Source organism: Gemmatimonadota bacterium (assembly GCA_040882465.1).
Classification (GTDB): Bacteria; Gemmatimonadota; Gemmatimonadetes; order Longimicrobiales; family Gaopeijiaceae; genus JBBEBG01.
Map to the genome: position 1 here is coordinate 79,278 of JBBEBG010000027.1, position 18,213 is coordinate 97,490.

The 18,213-nt window shown below is 66.2% G+C and carries 11 protein-coding genes; 3 read left to right on the forward strand and 8 right to left on the reverse strand.

Annotated elements, in window-relative coordinates; all coding sequences use genetic code 11:
• Positions 1-4: 4 nt before the first annotated feature.
• Together WEG36_10100 and WEG36_10105 are read right to left on the reverse strand one after the other, a co-directional pair.
• Positions 5-2,899, reverse strand: coding sequence for a phosphoenolpyruvate carboxylase (locus WEG36_10100; GenBank protein MEX1257959.1), 2,895 nt, complete (start codon positions 2,897-2,899; stop codon positions 5-7).
• Positions 2,900-3,000: 101 nt separating this feature from the next.
• Positions 3,001-4,197, reverse strand: a complete 1,197-nt coding sequence (locus WEG36_10105; protein ID MEX1257960.1) for a sulfite oxidase — start codon at positions 4,195-4,197, stop codon at positions 3,001-3,003.
• A 129-nt stretch (positions 4,198-4,326) separates the two neighbouring features.
• On the opposite strand from WEG36_10105, the gene WEG36_10110 reads away from it, so the two are divergent.
• Positions 4,327-6,144: a hypothetical protein gene (locus tag WEG36_10110; GenBank protein MEX1257961.1), complete on the forward strand. Its 1,818-nt coding sequence runs from the start codon at positions 4,327-4,329 to the stop codon at positions 6,142-6,144.
• Here WEG36_10110 and WEG36_10115 read toward each other — a convergent pair.
• From WEG36_10115 to WEG36_10125, 3 genes are read right to left on the reverse strand one after another with little or no spacing between them, the layout of a single operon-like run.
• A complete protein-coding gene (locus WEG36_10115; GenBank protein MEX1257962.1) occupies positions 6,135-7,001 on the reverse strand; it encodes an NAD-dependent protein deacetylase in 867 nt (288 codons plus the stop codon). The genes WEG36_10110 and WEG36_10115 overlap by 10 nt on opposite strands.
• Before the next feature lie 10 nt (positions 7,002-7,011).
• The gene (locus WEG36_10120) at positions 7,012-8,655 is read right to left on the reverse strand and encodes a multicopper oxidase domain-containing protein (GenBank protein MEX1257963.1); all 1,644 of its coding nucleotides are present in this window, start codon (positions 8,653-8,655) and stop codon (positions 7,012-7,014) included.
• A gap of 33 nt (positions 8,656-8,688) precedes the next feature.
• Positions 8,689-9,456: a DUF1295 domain-containing protein gene (locus WEG36_10125; GenBank protein ID MEX1257964.1), complete on the reverse strand. Its 768-nt coding sequence runs from the start codon at positions 9,454-9,456 to the stop codon at positions 8,689-8,691.
• 54 nt (positions 9,457-9,510) lie between these two features.
• On the opposite strand from WEG36_10125, the gene WEG36_10130 reads away from it, so the two are divergent.
• Together WEG36_10130 and WEG36_10135 are read left to right on the forward strand one after the other, a co-directional pair.
• Positions 9,511-11,325, forward strand: a complete 1,815-nt coding sequence (locus WEG36_10130; protein ID MEX1257965.1) for a DegV family protein — start codon at positions 9,511-9,513, stop codon at positions 11,323-11,325.
• Positions 11,326-11,445: 120 nt separating this feature from the next.
• Entirely contained in the window at positions 11,446-13,152 is a 1,707-nt protein-coding gene (locus tag WEG36_10135; protein MEX1257966.1) for a polymer-forming cytoskeletal protein, read from the forward strand.
• A gap of 31 nt (positions 13,153-13,183) precedes the next feature.
• Here the strand turns inward: WEG36_10135 and WEG36_10140 are convergent, their stop codons facing one another.
• The 3 genes from WEG36_10140 to WEG36_10150 form a co-directional block, all read right to left on the reverse strand.
• A complete protein-coding gene (locus tag WEG36_10140; protein MEX1257967.1) occupies positions 13,184-14,689 on the reverse strand; it encodes a diguanylate cyclase in 1,506 nt (501 codons plus the stop codon).
• A 44-nt stretch (positions 14,690-14,733) separates the two neighbouring features.
• Positions 14,734-17,139: an EAL domain-containing protein gene (locus tag WEG36_10145; GenBank protein MEX1257968.1), complete on the reverse strand. Its 2,406-nt coding sequence runs from the start codon at positions 17,137-17,139 to the stop codon at positions 14,734-14,736.
• Positions 17,140-17,182: 43 nt separating this feature from the next.
• A partial coding sequence (locus WEG36_10150; protein ID MEX1257969.1) for an ATP-binding protein occupies positions 17,183-18,213 on the reverse strand: 1,031 nt, incomplete at its 5' end.

An 18,213-nucleotide genomic window follows, 5' to 3' on the forward strand; every position in this document is an offset into this window, starting at 1 on the left:
GACCCTAACCCGTGCTCTGCATGGCCGCTGCGATTCCATTGATGCTGAGGAAGAGCGCCCGGCCAAGCGACTCCTCGAGGTCAGGATCGTCGTTCCGCGAGCGCCATCTCTCGAGAAGCTCGACCTGAATGAGGTTCAGCACGTCCGTATAGGGGTTTCGAAGCTGGATCGACCGCCGGATTACCGGATCCGAATCGAGCAGTGCGCTGCGACCGGTGATTCGGAGAATGGCGGCTCGACTTCGGTCGAAATCCGCCATGATGCGAAGGTGAAAGCTCGAGGCCGCCGTCTGTCGCACCTCCCTCTTCGCCGTTCCAATCCGCCCGCGTGTGCCCGGAAGCTCGGCCTGCGGGCGCGCGGGCGCGCGCGCGAGTCGGTCGTACTTCTCCGCCACGGACAGCCGGGATCGCACCATCTCGAGCTCCGTATTGTCCAGAACGGCTCGGAGGTAAGGCCACTCCTCGTACAGCCGCCGCAACTCGTCGACCGCCGTGGGATCCTCCTCGAGCAACCCACTGAGGGCCGCACCCGTGCCATACCACCCTGGAACGCCGTAGCGGACCTGCGTCCAGGCGAAGACCCAGGGAATGGCGCGCAGACCCTCGAACGCGACGCGCGAGGACGTCCCTCGCGAAACGGGCCGGGAGGCGATCGGGAGGAGGCTGATGTGCTCAATGGGCGTCACGCTGGTGTACCAGTCCCAGAAATCCGGATCCTCGATCAGCTCCCGGTATGCCTTCATTGAGCGCCGCGCGATTTCCCCAAGAAGGCGCGGACCGCTCTCGGAGGGTTCCGCCGTGACTCGTCCAGGCGCAATCGTTCGGACCATCGCGCTGACGATCTGCTCGGTGTGGCGGTGAGCGATGTCGGGAAGTGAGTACCGAAAGGAGATGACCTCGCCCTGCTCGGTGAATCGTATCCGCCCGTTATGCACGGATGGAGGCATGGCGAAAATCGCGCGGTTCGCCCTCCCACCTCCCCGACCCACGGTTCCGCCGCGTCCGTGGAAGAGCCGGAGGTTTACGCCGTGTTTCCCGCTTACGCGTCCGAGGGCGTCCTGTGCGCGGTGAAGGGCATCGTTCGCCATCCAGTATCCGCCGTCCTTGTTGCTGTCCGAATACCCGAGCATCACTTCCTGGAGTCCGTTGCGGGCCCGGAGCTGTTCTCGGAAGAGGGGGCTCGTGAAGAGTTCCTCCATGCGTTCTGGTGCGGACTCCAGGTCCTGGATCGTCTCGAACAGAGGAACGAAATCGAGCTTCGAGCGCACCCGGCCGTCCTCGAAAGACCAGAGCCCAGCTTCCCTCGCGAGAAGCATCGGTTCGAGAAGATCACTCACGGCGTGAGTCATGCTGACGATCCACCCACCGACGGATTCCGGCTCGCCGAGGGCCGCGTCTCGGACGACCTCCAGTGTTGCTATCAAATCCGACGCCTCCTCGCACGGTCTTGCCTGCGGGCCCAGGAGGCGCCCGGGCGTCCCCAGCAGTCGCTCCAGGACCGCGACTCGGGCATCTTCCTCCAGCCGGGAGTAGTCCGATTCAATCCCGCACTGCGCGAGAAGTGCCGTTACCGCACGCTCGTGGGCATCGCTGTGCTGCCGCACGTCCAGGGCGGCGAGGTGGAATCCGAACGCACGGGCGAGGATCAGGACCCGCGCGATTCGCCCGTTGTGGGCCACGGCCTCGAACCCCACCGACACGAGTGCCGCGCGCGTGAGCTCCAGATCCGCCACGAAGTCGCGTGCGGCGTACCGCGAGACCTCGGTGGCCGGCGGCGAACCATCCATCTCCTCGATAAGGATCCGGAGCCGCGCCAGGACGTGAAGCGCCTTTCGACGGAACGGCTCGCTCCGGTATCGCCGACCCAGGTGAGCCGGGAGAGGCACAGTCTCTTCATCCCGGGCCAAGGATTCGGCGAACTGGCCCGGGACTCTGACCTGGTCCGCGGAAAGGCTGAGCTCCTCGGCCAGGGCCTCGATCTCTAGGACGTGCCTTTCCAGCGCAGCCCGCCGGTGCGCGGCCAGGGTCCATCGGGTCACCTCAGCGGTCACCAACGGGTTGCCGTCCCGGTCTCCACCCATCCACGACCGATAACGCAGCAGTGCCGGCAAGTCGGGGAGGAAAGCCTGCCCGTAGTGGCGCCCGACGGCGCGCCGGAGATCGGCGTGGATTCGCGGGACGGTGTCCCAGATCACGCCGGTGAGGAAATGCAGCCCTTGTAAGACTTCATCTCGGACTTCGGGCTTCTCGGCCCGGATCTCGTCCGTGGCCAGCAGGATCAGGATTTCGTTGTAGATGTCGTCTTTGAGGGCCCCTACCTCATCGGGGGTGACGTCCGCGTGACGGAGGCGTCCGAGGAGCTCCGCGATGCGCCGCTGTTTGTCGAGGATCGTTCGGCGCCGGACCTCCGTGGGGTGCGCGGTGAGCGTGGGTTGAATGTCCAATCGTTCGAGGAGGTGGACCAACTCTTCGAACGGCACCCCCCCAACGGCCAGGTCTCGAACCACCTCGGCGATGGATTCAGGACGCGCCGCCTCGCCCCCGGCGGCGCGGGAACGCGACCGATTGATCCGAATGATCTCCTGCTTTTCGACTTGATTGACGAGGTGAAAGAACGACGTGAAAGCCCGAAGAAGTCGCACGAGATCCGCCAACTCGAGAGAAGCGAGGCGCATCGCCGCACGTTCCGGCGGATGCGCCGGGCTTCCCCGCGCAGGAGAATCCTGAATCTCCCTCCCGACGCTGTCCGCGGCCTCGCCATCCCTGCAAAGGAGCCGGAGCTCTTCGACGAGCCCCAAGATCCGGTCCCCGAAACGTTCCCGGATCGCCGTGCCAAGCAGGTCGCCGACGAGATGGATGTTCTGGCTCAGCGGCGAAGACTCTGCCGTTCCGTCGATCAAGATGGCCCTCCGGACCGGAGTCCCCCGGTCTCCTCAGGAGGTCATGGCCTCCCCGGCTTCGATCCTCAGCGAGTCGGCGAGGGGCGGGCCCGACCACTCTCCTACGATACCGCGATCGTCCTTACGAAGAGCTCGTTGTTTTCCCAGCGGGTCCGCTTGAGCTCGAGATTTTCGGGCTGCGTGCGGCCGAGGGTGTCCGTGGCCCGCGAGACGACGGTGTGCTCCCCGTTCGCGATGCCGGTCGTCCGCGCGGTGAAGAAGGTCCAGGTGAAAGGATCGCCGGGGCGGTCCAGCTCGGCGGAGATCCAGCTTCCGTCGTCCACGCGAACCTCGACGCTCCGGAGCGGCGTCCCATCACCGTAAGCGACTCCGAAGATCGTGAACTGGTCGCCGGCGCGGGTGACGCGCGCGATCGCGGACTTGACTCGCTGGCGGGTCACCGACGTCTCGACCCACTCCGTTTGTCCGTCCACTTCGCGCCCCATCAGCGTCACGTAGTCCCTGGCCATGAAGCGGGTCATCAGGCGGTCGGTGCTCAGATCGATCCGCTGCAGCCACTTCACCTGGGCGACCCCGTACCAACCGGGAACGATGAGGCGGACGGGGAAGCCATGCACGACCGGGAGCGGCTCGCCATTCATCTCGTAGGCGAGGATCGGATTCGTCTCGAGGATCTGTTCGAGCGACATCGAGCGGGCGAAGTTCTGCTCGTACTCATTGCCACGGATCTCCTCGGTACCGACGTCCGTTCCCCAGAAGTGGGCCTCACGGGCCAGCGACGTCGGCCCGGCTTCATCAAGGAGCGGCCGGAGCTCGGTTCCGGTCCAGGTCGCGTTCCCCACCATCCCATGGAAGAGCCCTCGCGCGTTGCCGCCACACTCGAAGACGGTCGTCCGCTCGACCCGAGGGCGGGCGCGGAGCTGCGCGAAAGTGAGGGTAAGGGGGCGGTCGACCAGCCCCGTGACCTGGAGCGAATAGGACGCCTGGGCAATTTCGGGAATGGGGTAATGCGAGACGACGAAATAATCCTCGATCGGGGTCACCCACTCCACGAGGTTCCGAAGGTCCTGGGCGCTGAGGTTCTGGCCCGGATACGTCTCCGTGCCACCGCGCCGCCCCGTGAAAGTGTCCGGAACATCCGTGAAGGGGACGACCATCTCTTGCGCGCGGAACCAGGAGAGGGGAAAGCCCGGAACGGGAGTGACCGCGAGCCCCACGGCGGCCAGCCCCATCGTGCGAATCGCCTCGCGGCGCGTCTGGACTTGCGGGAAGGATGACGACTCGGGAACGGGGCGCATCGGAACCTCCGCGAGGGTGACGTAACGTTGGAACCTCCCAAAGCTACGCGGGGATAGTCGAATGCGCACGACCGGCACCTTGCTGGAGTTGCGCCGTCACACAGCCGCGGGGACCCACGAATGAATGAGTTGCGCGATAGATCGCCCGGGATGCGCGCGGGAGGTCGGCTCGGAACCGTTCTCCTCCTCCTCGCTCCCTGCCTTGCCCTTCCCTTCGAGGGAGAAGGGCAGAACCAGGCCCGAGCGGGGACCGGCGACCCACGGATTGGGCTCCGCGCCGGCTGGATGGACGCGGAAGCGGCGGCCTGGAACATGGAGCTCGTTTCCCACCGAGACCGACCGGAGGGGTTCTTCGACTCGCTCGACCCCGGATCCTTCGACTTCGCGAATTCCGATCTGGCCTTCCGCGGGACCCACGTTTTCGCGGGGAGCTACGCCGGATTCAACGTCTACGACATCGCCAACCCCGCTTCACCGGAGCTCCGGATCTCCGTCGCTTGCCCCGGTGGCCAGGGAGACCTTTCGATCTATGGCGACCTGCTCTTCATGTCCGTCGAGCAGACCCGGGGGCGGGTGGACTGCGGCCTCGAAGGGACCCCGATCGAAATCGATCCCGCGCGATTCCGTGGCGTACGGATCTTCGACGTGAGGGATGTCGAAAGGCCCGTCCAGGTCGCGGCCGTGCAGACCTGCCGCGGGTCCCACACACACACTCTTGTCCCGCACCCGACGAACGACCGCATTCTCTACGTCTACGTCTCGGGGACCTCGACTGCCCGTTCGGGCGAAGAGCTCGCGGGATGCGTCCCCATCACTTCTCCGGACGAACCGAACACCTCTTACTGGAGCATCGGAGTCATTGAAGTCCCGCTCGACGCGCCGGAGGACTCGCGGCTGGTCGCGGAGCCGCGCGTCTTCGCCGACTCCGCGACCGGCTCGATCGCGGGTCTCTGGCCCGGCGGCGATCACGGCCCGGGAACGCAGGTAACCCGCGAAACGATCCAGTGCCACGACATCACCGCTTATCCGGAGATCGGCCTCGCCGCCGGCGCCTGCTCCGGGAACGGGCTCCTATTCGACATTTCGGATCCGCTGAATCCGGTCCGGGTCGACGAAGTGAGCGATACGAATTTCTCCTACTGGCACTCGGCGACGTTCAACAACGACGGGACGAAGGTCATCTTCACGGACGAATGGGGCGGGGGGAGCGCCCCGCGCTGCCAGGCGACGGATCCTCCCACCTGGGGCGCCAACGCAGTCTTCAACGTTGTGAACCGAAAGCTCCTCTTCGCCGGCTATTACAAGCTCCCGGCGCCGCAGACCGAGACCGAAAACTGCGTCGCCCACAACGGCTCGCTCGTGCCCGTGCCCGGGCGGGACATCAAGGTTCAGGCCTGGTACCAGGGGGGGGTGTCCGTCTTCGACTTCACCGACCCCGAGCGTCCCTTCGAGATCGCCTACCTCGACAGAGGCCCCGTGAGCGAGACCGAGCTGATGCTCGGCGGATACTGGTCCACCTACTGGTACAACGGATTCATCTACGGGAGCGAAATCGCGCGCGGCCTCGACGTGCTCCGGCTGGCCCCGGGCGAGTTCCTCACGCAGAACGAGCTGGACGCGGCCAATCTCGTGCGCCAGGACGAGTTCAATCCGCAGAACCAGCCGCACCTGGCCTGGCCCGCCGCCTTCCCGGTCGCCCGGGCGTATCTGGACCAGCTGATTCGCGCGGAAGGAGTGCCGACAGTGCGCGCCGAAGAGATCGCGGCGGAGCTGGCCCGCATCGAAGCGATGGGGGACGGAGAGGCGAAGCGCTCGCAACTCGCGAATCTCGCGATCGGACTCTGGGAGGACGCGCGGCGGGTGGACGAAGGCGCGGTCGAAGGCGACGAGGCGCGGATCCGGGCGCTCGCTGGCGCGATTCTCGACCTCGCCGCGGCTCAGCCCTGAGCGGACAAACGTTCCGCCGGACCGAGCGCACGGAGAAGGCGCGGGAGCGCCTCCCCGAGCCGGCCTTCCACCCGGAGCTCCGCAAGGTCATCTCCCCGCGTCGGCCCGACGTTCAGAATCGCGACGGGAATTCCCCGCTCGGCCGCGCGCAGGACGAAGCGGCGCCCTGAGAACACCGTGAGAGAAGAGCCCGCGACGAGGAGGACCTCCCCCTCGTCGAAGAGCCTCCACGCATCGTTCACCACGGGTCGGGGGACGTTTTCTCCGAAGAAGACGACGTCGGGTTTCAGGATTCCTCCGCACGCCAGACACTCGGGAACCCGAAAGCCGGCATAAGCGCCCTCCGGGATCTCCGCGTCGCCGTCGGGGGCGACGGACGACTCTTCCCAGGCGAAGGTGGGGTTCAGGTCCCGGATGCGGGCCTGCATGCCCCCCCGCCCTTCCGGGGCCCAGCACTCCGTGCATCGCACCCTCGCGACGGAACCGTGCAGCTCGACGACGCGCCGGCTCCCCGCGGCCTGGTGGAGGCCGTCCACGTTCTGCGTGATGATTCCACGGACCGCACCGACTTGCTCGAGGCCCGCGATCGCCTTGTGGGCCCCGTTCGGACGCGCCCGTGAAAAGCGCTGCCAACCGACCGCCCCGCGTGCCCAGTAGCGGGCGCGAGCCTCCGCGCTTCCCATGAATTCCTGGACACGCATCGGGGTTCGGGAAGGCCGCCCGGGACTCCGATAGTCCGGGATCCCGGACTCCGTGCTGCACCCCGCTCCGGAAAGCACCACAGCGGGGCGCTCCCGCAGCCGCTCCGCGAGAGCGTCGAGGGCGGCTGCAAAGGGAGTGGTGGAACGGGGGGTCACCGCCACTCGCTCAGACAATCCGGAAATTCCGCATCATCCCGAGATCTTCGTGTTCGAGGATGTGGCAGTGATAGAGGTAAAGTCCCGGATGTTCGCTGAAGCGGATCTGAATCCGCACCGTCTCCCCCGGGAGCACGAGCACGGTGTCGGTCCAACCCTCGTCCACGATCCCCGCACGGAGCCCGCTATCCGGCATGCCGCCGCTCCGGCCGAGAACCCGGAACTGCCGTCCATGGATATGGATCGGGTGTGCCATCGCCATCCCCATGGGGTTCGGCACATTCACGAGCTCCCAGACATGCGTCGAGCCGGCCTCGACCGTCTCTTCCGGCGAAACACCCTCCAGTTCGAAGGTGCGGCCTCCGAGGGTCCATTGCATCTGTCCCATGGCCAGGGCCACCCGCCGAACGGGCGCGCTCGGAGCCGCGTCCCACCCAGGCCCCGGTTCCGACAGACGCTCGGGGAGCCGAAGCGGCCTCGTGTTTCGTCCGCGGACGTCGATCGTCAACACGTCCAATGCCGCCCCGTGCGCCGGACCCGCGGACATTCCCATCGTCGCCCCCATCATCATCCCGACATTTCCAGCGTCTTCGGGCGGATAGGCGAGACTCCGAAGCCGGATCCGCGCCCCCTCGGAGAGATCCGAGAGGTCCTGGACAAGGTCGGCACGCTGCCCGGGCGCGAGGGTCAGGAAGTCCCGGGACACGGCGCGTTCCAGGAGCCCGCCGTCGCCGCCGATCACCGTCATCGGGCGGCCGTCGCTCCAGCCCAGCTTGTAGGTCCGCGCGTTCGATCCGTTGAGGAGGCGCAGGCGCACCCACCCCGCTTCGACGGGGGCGGTGAAGTTCGGGACTCCATTCACGAGGACGCGGTCGCCGAGCACGCCGTTCATGAGCTCGGTCATCCCGGCCATCCCCATCGGCCCCATCCCGCCCATGCCCCGCCCCCTCCCCATTCCGCCGCGCCCGGCCGGACCTCCCCCCATCCCGGCAGACTCGGGATAGGCGAACTGGTTGGCCTCGTCGAAGCTCCGGTCCTGGATGACACAAACGAGTTCCGACTCCGCCGCCGGCAGGCCGAGTGCGGCCTCTTCCTCGTCGTCGACCAGGAGAAGGCCCGCGAGCCCGCGATGCACTTGAGGCCCCGTCCGCATGTCCGGATGCGGATGGTACCAGTACGTCCCGGAGCGATTCGCGACCGTGAAGTCGTAGACGTACTCCACGCCCGTCGGAAACGCGAACCGAGGGTGCCCGTCCGCCGACTCCGGCACATCGAGGCCGTGCCAGTGAATGACCGACGGTTCGGGGAGGCCATTCGCGAAACGGATGCGCACACGCTCGCCGCGTCGAAGGCGGAGAGTCGGCCCAAGGTACGACTCCCCGGCGGCCCGGAGAGCATCCAGACGGCCACGCACGACCTCTCCGCGGAAGCGCCAGACGGATGTCGCCTCACCTGGTAGAAGGGAGACTTCCTCCGGCACGGCCGAAAGGGCGAGCTCGAGGCCGGGGGCGAGCTGCTGCACGGTGCGCGGCACGCCGTCCTGTAGCGATTGTACGCCCGGGCCGACCTCGCTGCACCCAACGAGGCCGAAGCGGCCCGCCATCGGCGCAACGGCGGATAACCCCAGGAGCTTCAAGACGTCACGACGGTCCATGAACACAATCTATCCCTTGGAGTTCAGGTGAGCTCATGCGCGCGGGGGCATCGGAATGAAGGCGCTCGTCCGCTTCCCGTAGGCCTCGAACTCCGGATTCCCCTCGTACTTCTTCTCGAGCATGGGGACACCCGAAACCCGGAGGAGGAGGAGGGTCAACACCAGAGGCCCGACGGCTCCCCACCACCCGTTCGGCACCGGCAACACAATGAGGAAGATTCCCCACCAGAGAAGGGCTTCTCCGAAATAGTTGGGATGGCGGGTGAAGCGCCAGAGTCCCCCGGTCATGATGCGGCCGCGGTTCTCCGGTTTCGCCTTGAACCGCCGGAGCTGCTCGTCGCCGACCGCCTCGAATAAGAATCCCACTGCCCAGACGAGGGTCCCGAAAGCGGCCCATCCACCCATCTGCGGGCCCACTTCGGCGGCCGACACGAAAAGGGGCGTCGCAACGATCAGGAGAAAGACTCCCTGGAGGAGGAAGACGCGCAGATAGGAGATGACGAGTACCCTCTCGCCCCACTCCTCCCGCCACTTCCGATACCGGAAGTCCTCGCCCTTCTCTCGGTTCCGGAGCGCGATGTGTATCGAGAGGCGCAGTCCCCAGATCGTGACGAGGGCCGAAAGGAGAAGGTTCCGAAGGTCCGTCGCCCCGCTGAAGACCAGGTAATACGAGAGGAGAACGAAGCCCAGCCCCCATGCCACGTCGGCGACGTCGTTCCGCCCGAGCCGCACCGAGACGCCGAACCAGAGCGTGGCGTGCAGTAAGACCAGAATGGCTCCCTCGGTGACGAGTCTGAGCATGGGGGCCCCCTCGATCGTTGCGACCCGCGGATCCTCCCGGATATCCTGTCTCCCATGAAGATCGCCTATCTGGACGGGCCGCGGCTACGCCGCACCCTCCTCGCGGCGGGGGATCACCTTCGGAGCAGACGCTCCGAGCTCAACCGCATCAACGTCTTTCCCGTTCCCGACGGGGACACCGGAAGCAACCTCGCCCTCACGGTGCATGCGATCACCGAGCGCCTCCGCCGGAATCGGGACGGGCCCATCTCGGAGGTCTCCCGGGAAGTCGCCACGGCCGCCGTGCTGGGTGCCCGGGGAAACTCGGGAATGATGCTCTCGCAATTCTTCCTCGGCTTCGCGGATCGCCTCCAAGGGAGCGGACGGGCCGGAGCGCGCGATCTCGCCGAGGCGATTCTGGCCGGCGCGGAGCGAGTCGAAGGCGCGATGGAGGCACCGACCGAAGGGACCATCGTGACGGTGATCCGGGATACGGCCCGCGCGGGGGCCCGTTCCGAGGAGCGGGACATCGCCGTCTTCCTCGACGAGATCTTGAGCGAGGCGCGAGCCTCACTCGCCCGCACCCCCGACCTCCTCCCCGTGCTTCGTCGGGCGGGGGTGGTGGATGCCGGAGCGAAAGGCTTCGTCCTCCTCCTCGAGGGGACGCTCGGCTTCCTCGACGGAAGCCGCTTCGTGGAACCGGCCCCGGCCGAGGACGAGCTGGGCCTCCTGGCGGTCGCTGAGATGGACTTCCCACGAGCGGAGGAGCGGTTCCGTTTCTGCACGGAGGCGCTCGTCCAGGGCCCATGGCTTCCGCCGGAAGTCGTGGTGCGCGGGGTTCTGCGCGAAATGGGGGATTCGCTCTTGGTGGTGCGGACCGGCGAGGCACTCAAAGTCCACATTCACACCAACGAGCCCGAGGGTGTCTTCGCCGAGCTCCGCAAGCTCGGGGAGCTCGTGACGCACAAGGCCGAGGACATGCGGGCGCAGCATCACGCTGTCGAGCGCGCGGGCGCGCGTCGCCACGGCCTCGCGAGGCGCCCCGTGGGAGTCGTGACGGACAGCGCCTGCGATCTTTCGGACGAGATCTTGAATGCACACGGGATCCGCCTTGTCCCGCTTGGGATCGTAGCGGCGGATCGGACGTACCTGGACCGAGTCGAGCTCTCCGCCGCCGCCTTCCACCAACGCCTCGCCCAGGCGGACGTGCGCTTCACGACTTCCCAGCCCTCCCCCGGCGCCTTCGTCGAAGGATTTCGAGAGGCGGCGGAAGACGCGGAAGAGCTCGTGGTCGTAACCCTGGGATCGGGGCTTTCGGGGACCTACGGCTCGGCCGAAGCCGCCACGAAGCTCTTCCCGGAGGCACGGGTCCATCTCATGGATTCCCAGGGGGTGACCCTCCTCGAAGGCCTCCTCGTCCTCAAGGCGGCCGAGCTCGCCGAGAGGGGCATCCGGCCCGACGCCATCGTCGCAGAGCTGGAGCGGGTGCGCGACCGGTCCGGAGTCTATCTCACCGTGGATGGCTTCGACCGGCTCCTCGCTTCCGGAAGAGTGAACCCCGGTGTCGCCTGGGTGGGGAACCGCCTCGACCTCAAGCCCATCCTCCGATTGAACCGGAAGGCGAAGGTAGAACGCGCGGGGCAGGCGTTTGGCCGGGATCGCGTCCTCCCCGGCCTGATGAAGATCCTCGAGCGCGAGATCCCGCCACGCGTCCAGAAGGTGCGTTTCGGGGTGGCGCATGTGGGGCGCCCCGAGATCATCGAGGAGGTCTCTGCCGAGCTCCGAGGCCGCTGGGGCGACGTGGAGATCCTCACCGCTGCGGCGAGCCCCGTGATTGCCAACCATGTGGGGCTGGGGGCCTGGGCCGTGGCCTATATGGTCGAGGACTGAGGCCTTCCGTCCTCCCCTGAAACCTGGCCCTCCGCACCTTCGTAGTGACGAGAGTTACGGGGAAACGCATCCAACGCGCCTTCCCCCCGGCCATTCCCCAATCCGCCCTGCGGAGGACCGATGCGGAGGACCCTCCTCGGTATTCTGGCCTTTTTTTTCGTCTCCCTCCCCCTCGACGCGCAGGAATGGGAGATCGAACGCTCCGGGGTCCCGCGAGACCTGGCGGACCGGCTCATCAGGATCGTAAACGACGCAGCGACCGTGCGCTTCTCCGAAGGCGCCGCGGTGCCGGTGGACAGCGCGATCGTGGGGGATGTCGTGGTCATGGGTTCCCTGCGCCTCGACGGGAGGGTCGAAGGCGAGGTGATCGTGGTGGATGGGGATGTGGATCTCGGGCCGAATGCCGAGGTCGCGGGGAACCTGACCGTCGTGGGAGGCGAGGTGCGTGGGGACGAATTGGCGCGCATCGGTGGCGCGATCATGGCATTTCAGGCGGCCGGACCGCGTTTCCTGAGCGAACGGACGACGACCGACCCGTCGGGAATCCCGAATGGCGTCGGTGCGAGGTTCGACCGGGACGGACACACCGGGTTCGAGGTTGAGTTCGGCAACTACAATCGGCTCGAAGGCCTGCCGGTGGCACTCGGACCGTCTTTCACCGCGGGCGGACGCGATCCCTTCCGCGTCGGCGCCGACCTGATCTGGCGCACCGAAGGGCGGGCGCCCTTTCAGCACGACCGCCTCGGATACAAAGTGGAAGCCGAACAGTTTTTCGGCGGCCGGAGAGAACTCAGGATCGGGGGCGGCCTCTATTCGCACATCTCGCCGATCGAGGCCTGGGGACTCACCGACAGCGAAAACTCCCTCTCCGCCTTCCTCTTCACCAGCGACCAGCGCGACTACCTCGAGGCACGCGGCGTGCATGGGTACCTGCGCGTCACGCCTCGGAAGATTCCCGTGGATTTCCGCGTCGGGTATCGCGAGGAGAGGACCGGTTCCGTCGCTCCGCAGGATCCCTGGAGCATGGTCAGCCGGGGACATCCCTGGCGCGACCAGCCAGTCGTCGCCGAGGGGACGATCCAGAGCGTGTTCGGCGAGCTCGAGGTGGATACGCGCGACAACTTCGAGGAGCCGAGAAGCGGTTGGCTCATCCGCGCGACCTGGGAAGAAGGCGTGGGCGGGGACTTCTCGGTCCCATCCGGCACCCTTCCCCCGCTCGATCCCCAGGGCGAGCCCCTGACCGTCGTGGCGCCGGAGATCGGCCGAAGCTTTTCCAGCGCCTTCCTGGACATTCGCCGTTACAACTCGGTGGGTCGCGGAAGCCGGCTGAACCTGCGCGGCGTCCTCGGCGGTTCACCGTCGGGAGAGATCCTCCCTCCGCAGCACCAGGTGACCCTCGGCGGTGCGGGTACGTTACCCGGACACGCGCTCTTCGCCGCCGATTGCGGTGCGCGAAACGGCTTCCTGACCCTCGAAAGGGAGGAAGTGGCGCAGGCGATGGTCCCCTTCTATGGGTGCGACCGAGTGGCGCTTTTCCAGGCCGAGTACCGCGGGAGCATTGGGGAATTTCTGGGATGGGGCGGCCGCTCCCGTCGCGAGTCGGGTCGGGGAAGCTTCGATCCGGATCCCTATTGGGTCGTCTTCTTCGACGCAGGAAAGGCGTGGGCCGAGGGCGACTGGGGCGGCTTCGCGCGGACGGATTCGCCTACGCTCTATGACGCCGGAGTCGGCCTCCTGCTCGGAGACCTCGGCGTCTACTGGGCGAAACCCTTCGGAGAAGGCGCGGAGGGGAGCACCCTCACGGTGCGGTTGGGGCGGAGGTTCTAGTGGGCCGATGTAGGTCGAAGTCGCGAGGCGATCAGGCCATGACGAACCGGTCACGCCCTTGCACCTTCGCGCGGTAAAGCGCCTCATCGGCGGCGCGCAACAGATCCGCCCCGGACTCATAGCCGGGGTACACCGCTCCCCCGATGGATACCGTGATGGGTCCCAGGGTCCGTCCCGCGTGCCGCAGATCCAATTGCTTGAGGTCGCGGATCATTAGTTCCGCTCGCGTGGCTACCGCAGCCGAGTCCGCACCGCAGAGAACGATCGCGAACTCCTCGCCCCCGTACCGGCAAGCCACGTCCTGGCCGCGAGTGTGCTCCGCGAGAAAGGTCCCAAACGCGCGGAGCGCGGCGTCGCCGCCTTCGTGCCCAAAGGTGTCGTTGAACCCTTTGAAGCGATCGATGTCGATCATCAGGACCGCCAACTGATCGTTGTGACGGATGGCGCGCCGAATCTCTCTGTCCAGGGATTCCTCCAGATACCGCCGATTGAAGAGGCCCGTCAACGGGTCGCGAATGGACTGCGCTCGAAGCGCCTCCCGAAGCCGAACATTGGCCAGCGCGAGCGACATGCGCTCACCGAGGGCGGTGGCTTTCCTGCACAGGGCTTTGCCATGCTCGTCCGGCTCGACTCCCTGCGGGACGGGCGGACTCTCCACGTATAGGATCCCGATCGTTTCGCCCTGCGCCGCCAGAGGAATGCAGAGGTACCCATAGGGCGGATCGCTCGCGACGTGGGGGCAACGCGTCGGCGAACGGAGATCCTTGATACAGTTGGCCTTGCCGCGCCGTAGTCCCCAGCAGTCATGGGGCTCGAAAGTCCTTCTCGTGGCGAGCTCTCCACCCCACTCGGAAACGATCTCCACCAGATTACGCGAGGGCTGAGTGAGGCCGAGGGCCCCTTTTTCCGCGCCGAGCAGGGTCGGCATCGAGCCCGCCACGACTCCATAGACCTCATCCATGGTCTGGCAGGCCTGGAGAAGATCCAGGAACTCCGCAAGCGCCTCCTGTTCCCTGGCATGTTCCCTCGATGCGCGCAGGGCGCGATCCAACTGGGCGGTGGCCTCCCGAAGCGCACGCTCCTTCTCGACCCAGGCCGTGACATCATCCGCGATCCCCACGACGCGGACGCACCGGCCCGCGTCGTCTCGAACCGGGAAGCTGCGGGCGTGAATCCATCGAATGCTCCCGTCGGGCCTCACGATGCGGTATTCCATCTCCGTCGGGAGTCCGTCTATGCTATTCGCAAGAATTCCAGCCACGCGCTCGCGGTCCTCGTCATGCACCGAGTCCAGCCAGGCCGAAGGCCGTTCATACAGCCCGCTTCCCGGCCTCCCCCAAACCTCGTCGTACGCGGGACTGATGTACTCCATCGCCCCGGTTTCCGCGCTGTGGATGAAGAAGACTTCGCGAATGTTTTCGGCGAGTTGGCGAAACCGGTCCCCATCCATCGAGAGATTCGCTTCGGCGCGCCGCCGGGATTCGACGGCCGACGCGGCCTGCGGAACGGCAGCCTTTCCGCCTTCTTTGCCGGGCATCGCGGGGGCTTGTCCAGATCTCACATTTGGCATCGTAGAGTCCCTCACGCGGCCGAGACGGCGACAAGCGTCGGTCGTGCAGGTTCCTGCCGCGCGAGGTATGACGCGATCTCCGAAGCGGCCATCGGCCTGGCGAGCAAGAAGCCCTGCAGCTCGTCGCATCCGAAGTCCTCGAGGAGGTCCGCCTGTTGCATCGTCTCCACACCTTCGGCCACGACCTTCATCCGGAGGCTCTTGCCGAGTGCCAGGATGGCCCGCACGATCGCGGCGTTCTGGTCATTCTGCGCGAGGTCGGCCACAAAAGACTGATCGATCTTGATCTTGTCGAAGGGAAATGACTGGAGGTAGCTGAGCGAGGAATACCCCGTTCCAAAATCGTCCATGGAGATTCGCATCCCAAGTCCTTTCAGCTCCCGGAGCGTGCGCACGGCCGCTTGACGATTCTCCACGAGAAGCGTCTCAGTGACCTCGAGCTCGACCCGGTGGCCCGGAACACCGTACTCTTCCAGCGCCTGGCGAACGACCGCCACGAGCCCCCGCTGCCTGAATTGAACCGCCGAGAGGTTGATCGCCACGCGTAGCGATTCGGGCCAGGACGCCGCGGCCCTGATGGCTTCCCTCACCACGAATTCCCCGATCGGAACGATGAGCCCCGTCTCTTCCGCGATCGGCACGAACTCGGCCGGGGTGACGAGTCCCAACTCCGGATCCCTCCAACGCACCAGTGCCTCGAAAGCCACGGCCTTCCGCCCCCGGCTCTCGACGATAGGCTGGTATTCGAGGAAAAACCTGCCCTCCGAAAGGGCCCGACCCAGCCCGCTCTCCAGAATCCGACGCCCCACCAGCGCCGCATCCATGTCGGCCTCGAAGAAGCGGAGCGTCGCCTTCCCGTCCGCTTTGGCCCGGTGCATCGCCGTGAGGGCATTTCGCAATAGCCCGTCCATCCGGTGGCCATCCTCGGGGAAAAACGCGGCGCCGATGGACCCGCTCGCCGCGACATCCCCACCCGGGAGGCGTACAGGATCTCGCAACGCGTCCAGGAGCCGGCCCGCCAGCGCGAGCGTCTCGGTCACGCTGGTCACACGCGTCTGCAGGATCGCGAACTCGTCCCCACCCATTCGCGCGCAGAAGTCCCCGTCACGCAGGGTGGCTCGGATGCGCTCCCCCGTCGCGCGAAGAAGGGCATCGCCGGCACTGTGACCATGGATGTCATTTATGGCTTTGAAGTTATCCATTCCAACCGTCAGGAAGGCAACGCGGTCTCCGGTGCGGTAAACCTCGGAGATCGCCTTTTCCGCCATCTCGAGGAAAAAGCGGCGATTGGGCAGGTCCGTCAGGGGATCGTGGAGGGCAAGGTGAACGATGCGGGCCTCGGATTCCTTACGGGAGGTGAGGTCACGAATCGCGAGCAATTCGGCTTCCGCACCGTCGCTCGCGAGAATGCGCCGCCGCGAGACTTCCGCCGGAAACGAGGTCCCTTCGGACCCGCGAAGCTCAACCTCCAGGGTCTCGTCCCCCGCGCCCGCGAGGAATCGGTCCGCCCCGGCCTGGTCGGTCTCCTCGAACCACCCGCGAACGGATGCTCCCGCGAGCGTGTCGCTCGGACCGAACAGGTGTCGTGCGGCTGCGTTCGCGTCCAGGATGGTTCCCGCTCGGTGGACCACCAACCCCTCGAAGGCGCCGTCCGCGAGGGTCCGGAAGCGATCGGCTTCGGTTGCGCGCCGATGCGAGAACTTCTTGTCGAGGATCGCCCCGGCAAGCCCGAAAGCAAGGATCAGCAGCGATACGACGGCGACGGCGATGGCCAGTCCGGCTCGGGAAATCCCGTTCGTCGCGCCACCGAGGGCGACTCCGTGAACGACATTAGCCGCGCCCATGGCGGTGAAATGAAGTGAAAGGATCATCCCAACCATGAGGAGGATGCCGACGGACTTCGCGCCTCCCGGGTGCCGTCCAAACATGCCCCCGAGCGCCAGGGAGCCCAGACCGAGGCTGACCGCGACGGAAACCACGGCCAAAGCCGGCTGATACGAAAGGATCCCCGGAAGTCGCACCGCGGCCATCCCGACGTAGTGCAGAACGACCACGCCGGCACCGAGTATCGCGCCGCCCAATAGACCCGCGCTCCGCCCCCCCTGCCCGTGAATCGCTACGCCGAAACCGATTCCGATCAGTACGGTGCCCGCCACGAACGAGAGGGTTGTAAGCCCCAACTCGTAGGTCATCGGCACGTTCGTCAGATACGCCAGCATGGCCACGAAGTGGGTGGACCACACCGTCGCACCCGCGCAGAAGGCCACGAATACGAGCCGGAGCGCCTTTCGACGCCCGCCCCTGACCCGCACCGACAGATTCATGGTGGCGATCGCACCCACGACACAGATCGCGCCGGCCAACAGCACGAGCCCCAGATCGTGATCCATCATGAGCCGTTCGATGACCTGTGCCATAGTTCACATCCTCTATCCATCAGGAGACTCGGCGCGCCGCGCCCTAAGCCGGGACCGGGAATCCGACGTGACGGTTCAACGCCTCCGCCAAGACTTCCCGATCCAACGGCTTCTGGAGAATTTCGGCGGCCCCGCCGAGCTCCGAAGAAAGGTCATTTGCGACGATGCTGATCACGAACACGGGAACGTCGCGGAGCTCAGGATCTCGCTTTAGAGCAAGGAGCGTCGCCATCCCGCTCACGTCACCGAGCAGAAGGTCGAGCGTGATGATGGAAGGCCGCGCGCTTCTCGCGAGCTCGAGGGCGCGTGCGCCCGAAGACGTCGGCAGCGTCCGGTATCCGAGCTCCGTCAGCATGTTCACGACGAGAAAGCGGGCATCTTCCTCGTCGTCCACGACGAGGACCAGGGGCGCGTCTCCATAAGAATCCAGTGGTGCCGGCGCTGCGGGCCTGGTCAACCGCGCCGGGTCGGGGGTTGTTTTCGGGGCCGTGACGCTTGCCCCCAATAGCCCCGATTCGAACACGACGGCGAAGGTGGAGCCTTTCCCGACTTCGCTTTCGACTTCGATGCGATAGCCCATCTCGGCGCACAGCGCCTTCGTGATCGTGAGTCCGAGCCCGGTTCCGCCATGGCGTCGGTTCGTTCCCGAGTCCACCTGTTCGAAGGCTTCGAAGACCGCTGCCAGGCGGTCGGGAGGAACTCCGATGCCACTGTCCTCGATCTCGAGTCGCGTCGGCTTTCCCGACTCCGGATCGGTTCGCAGGGTCACGGTGACCTGTCCTTTCTCCGTGAACTTGAGCGCGTTCCCAACGAGGTTGATCAGGATCTGCTTGAGCTTCAGCAGGTCCGTGACGAGGTGGACGGGTACCTGTGGGCCCTTGAAAGACAGCCGAATCGGACGATCCCCCAACTGACCCTCGAATCCGGTTAGCGTGTCGCGCACGACATTCTCGAGATTCACCTCCGAGAGGTCCACCTCCATTCGTCCGGCCTCTATGCGCGCGAGATCGAGGATGCCGTTGATCACCTCGAGGAGGTGCTTCCCACTTCCCCGAATCCGGTCCAGGTAAAAGA

Excerpts from the sequence above, each read along its gene's own strand:
- WEG36_10105 (MEX1257960.1), bottom strand. The coding sequence starts at position 4,197 with ATGCGCCCCGTTCCCGAGTCGTCATCCTTCCCGCAAGTCCAGACGCGC.
- WEG36_10120 (MEX1257963.1), bottom strand. The coding sequence starts at position 8,655 with ATGGACCGTCGTGACGTCTTGAAGCTCCTGGGGTTATCCGCCGTTGCG.
- WEG36_10125 (MEX1257964.1), bottom strand. The coding sequence starts at position 9,456 with ATGCTCAGACTCGTCACCGAGGGAGCCATTCTGGTCTTACTGCACGCC.
- WEG36_10130 (MEX1257965.1), top strand. The coding sequence starts at position 9,511 with ATGAAGATCGCCTATCTGGACGGGCCGCGGCTACGCCGCACCCTCCTC.
- WEG36_10135 (MEX1257966.1), top strand. The coding sequence starts at position 11,446 with ATGCGGAGGACCCTCCTCGGTATTCTGGCCTTTTTTTTCGTCTCCCTC.
- WEG36_10140 (MEX1257967.1), bottom strand. The coding sequence starts at position 14,689 with ATGCCCGGCAAAGAAGGCGGAAAGGCTGCCGTTCCGCAGGCCGCGTCG.
- WEG36_10145 (MEX1257968.1), bottom strand. The coding sequence starts at position 17,139 with ATGGCACAGGTCATCGAACGGCTCATGATGGATCACGATCTGGGGCTC.